Origin of the sequence: Nocardioides sp., from assembly GCF_004803405.1 — a bacterium.
Taxonomy (GTDB): Bacteria; Actinomycetota; Actinomycetes; order Propionibacteriales; family Nocardioidaceae; genus Nocardioides; species Nocardioides vastitatis.
The window spans coordinates 1-2,855 of sequence record NZ_SSXI01000189.1; the positions used below are offsets into that span (position 1 = coordinate 1).

Genomic DNA, 2,855 nt, shown 5'->3' on the forward strand with positions numbered 1-2,855 from the left:
TCCTCACAGGTCAGGTGTCAACCAAACTCGGGGCAGACCCTACTCAACGTCGCAACACTGACGGAGATCTGGAGGCTAGCAGGGCCCGGAACACCTCAGTTGGCGCTTGGTCGTTCAGCACCAGCCGGGGCCGGTTGTTGAGTTCGTTCTCGACTGCGAGTAGATGCCCCGCCGAGTGGACGCTGAGGTCGGTGCCTTTGGGGAAGTAGTCGCGGAGCAGGCCGTTCGTGTTCTCGTTCGAGCCACGCTGCCAAGGCGATCGGGAGTGGCAAAAGTAGATCGGCATCCCGAGCGAAGCCGTGATCGTGAGGTGTCGGGCCATCTCAGTTCCCTGGTCCCACGTGATCGATCGCAACAGCCCTACCGGCAGATCGCCCATCCGAGCCTTGAGCACCTCGTGCAACGTGTCGCCATCGCGCTGCGGAAGGTGCAGCAGGCGAACCACGCGCGTAGTGCGTTCGACGAGGGTGCCGATCGCCGAACGAAGATCCTTGCCGATGATCAGATCGCCCTCCCAGTGCCCGGCCTCGGAACGATCATCGGGTTGAAACGGTCGCTGGTGGATCGACAGCATCGGCTGCTCGAAACGGGGCCGGCGCCGCTCACCGCGCTGGTGCGCACGGCGATGATCACGCCCGGTCCGAAGGGGCGAACGCCGGTGCGGCGCCAGCTCCGACGGCCGCATCAGCACCGATCCCGGCTGGTAGACCGCCTGGTAGACCGCCTGGTAGATGCTCTCGTGACAAAGCCGCATCGCCGGATCGTCTGGAAACCGTCGTCGGCGATCTCCAGCTCGCGGCTGATCTGCTGCGGACTCCACCGCTGCCTGAGCAGCTCACCGATCAGCTCGCGCAGCTCGGCGTTGCTTTCGATGCGACGACGGTGGTGGCGAGCCCGCCGTGCAGTCGCTTTCCGGTGCGCGTCGAATGGGCGGTATCCCCGTTGCCCGACGGTGTTGCGGCGCAGTTCGCGCGAGATCGTCGACGGTGCACGCCCCAGCGTCTCGGCGATCTTGCGGATGCTCATACCAGCGTGGCGCATGTCCGCGATCTCAACCCGTTCGTCCTGGGAAAGGAATCGCGAACTGATCTGACGTACGGACAGGCGCTCCAGCGGAGGCTCGAACCGACGACCTGGCCATTGCGATAGACCTTGTGCCCACACGCCCAGTTGGTTCCGGTCGTGCGAGCGACACCGACTTCCTTCGCGGCGGCGCGGATGCTCCACCCCCGCTCCCGCAACTCCATGAACCGCTGGCGCTTAGCCGACTGCGGACGCCGCCCCGGCCCCTTCTTCACACGACGAGACGACGACAACACAGCTCCCAGAGGGTAGGGGTGTTGCGACCGTCGCTAGAAACCACCGGGTCGATATGGCGGACCCGGTCCGCGTAACACTGTGGAGCTCATGTTGCGGACACCACGGATGCGAGTGCGCACGGGCCTACAGAACCCTGTGATGCAGGCAGCGACCCGATGTGGATCGTCAAGGACACCTCGGGGTGCGGGAGGCCCGCGTACGTCGCCTGTCACATCCCATCAAGAAGCTAAGGAATCCCCGATGACAGATTCAATCAACATCCCTGGCACCATGCGTGCAGCACGCATGTACGGCATCAAGGAACGGCTGGTCCTCGAGGAGGTGCCGGTTCCCGACATCGGCCCCGACGAGGTGCTGGTCAAGGTCGGCGCCGCCGGGTTGTGCCGCACCGACGTCCAGCTGGTCGACGGCTACTTCAGCAAGTATGGGGCGTTCGAGTACCCTCTCACGCCTGGCCACGAGATCGCCGGTGACATCGTTGCGGTCGGCAGCGCCGCGGAGGCCGCTGGCCACAGCGTCGGCGACCAGGTCGTCGTTGTCGGCGGCCAGGGTGATGGAACCTGCCGCCTGTGCCACAAGGGCGATACGCAGATCTGCCCGCATCTCGCGTGGCCCGGGTTCGGTCCGTACGGCGGCTACGCCGAGTACGTTCCCGTCCGCACGTCATTCATCATCAAGGTCAACTCGGCGGCCAACCTGTCCGCCGAGCAGCTCGCACCGCTGACCGACGCAGGGCTCACGCCATACCGCGGCGTCAAGAAGCTTCGTGACGTCGGTGTTCTCAACCCCGGCGCCGTCATCGGCGTCATGGGGGTGGGCGCCCTCGGCACCTACGCGGTCCAGTACGCGAAGCTCTTCAGCGGTGGTGCCAAGGTCGTTGCGTTCGCTCGCAACAAGGAGAAGCTGGCACTGGCGCTCCGGCTTGGCGCCGACAACGTGATCAACATCAGCGGTCGAACCCTCGACGAGGTTCGCGGCGAGCTCCGCGAGGTCACCGGCATCGACGAGCTCGCGGCGGTGATCGATTGCGCTGGCGCGCCGGACGCCATCCAATTGGGCTTCGGTCTGCTGGCCCGGCAGGGTCATTACGCGACGGTCGGCCTCGTTGGCGACCAGGTTGACCTTCCGCTCTTCCCGATCGTCAGCGGGGAGCGGACGTTCCACGGCTCCTTCTGGGGCAACTACAACGACCTTGACGAGGTCGTGAAGCTGGCCGAGCAGGGCGGCATCAAGCACTCGATCCACGAGATCAAGTGGGAAGAGGTCAACGAGACGCTCGATGCCATTCGCGTCGGCGACATCGTGGGCCGCGCCGTCATCAAGTACTGAGACCAGGCTTCGTGGGCCGCGGCGTCGGCGACGTTGGTGTTGACGCCGCGGTCCCACGAGGAGGGCACATTCATCGTCGCGCCTCATCGGGACTCATCAGTTGGTCAATCGATGTGAGCGCTGCGACCGAGGGCCTCCCGGCCCGAGTACTCATGGCGTGCGGCAGTGCGCTGCGGACGGCGACAAGCAGCGGGTGCCCGGGGGGG

The 2,855-nt window shown here is 65.6% G+C and carries 4 protein-coding genes; 1 reads left to right on the forward strand and 3 read right to left on the reverse strand.

What is annotated here, in order from left to right:
* Positions 1-43 precede the first annotated feature (43 nt).
* The 3 genes from E7Z54_RS13265 to E7Z54_RS24410 are packed head-to-tail and all read right to left on the reverse strand — an operon-like array spanning position 44 to position 1,247.
* On the reverse strand, positions 44-754 hold the full coding sequence (locus E7Z54_RS13265) for an IS30 family transposase (protein WP_431188807.1): 711 nt from the start codon (positions 752-754) through the stop codon (positions 44-46).
* Complete coding sequence (locus tag E7Z54_RS24405) at positions 685-1,026, reverse strand: helix-turn-helix domain-containing protein (protein ID WP_431188808.1); 342 nt, start codon at positions 1,024-1,026, stop codon at positions 685-687. Before E7Z54_RS24405 ends, E7Z54_RS13265 begins: the two co-directional genes overlap by 70 nt.
* Positions 1,023-1,247 (reverse strand): hypothetical protein, encoded by a 225-nt coding sequence (locus tag E7Z54_RS24410; RefSeq protein WP_431188809.1) that lies wholly within the window; start codon positions 1,245-1,247, stop codon positions 1,023-1,025. The genes E7Z54_RS24405 and E7Z54_RS24410 overlap by 4 nt, the downstream gene beginning before the upstream one ends.
* Positions 1,248-1,560: 313 nt before the next feature.
* Between E7Z54_RS24410 and E7Z54_RS13275 the strand changes: the two genes are divergently transcribed.
* Positions 1,561-2,649, forward strand: a complete 1,089-nt coding sequence (locus E7Z54_RS13275) for an NAD(P)-dependent alcohol dehydrogenase (RefSeq protein ID WP_206056194.1) — start codon at positions 1,561-1,563, stop codon at positions 2,647-2,649.
* Positions 2,650-2,855: the final 206 nt, after the last annotated feature.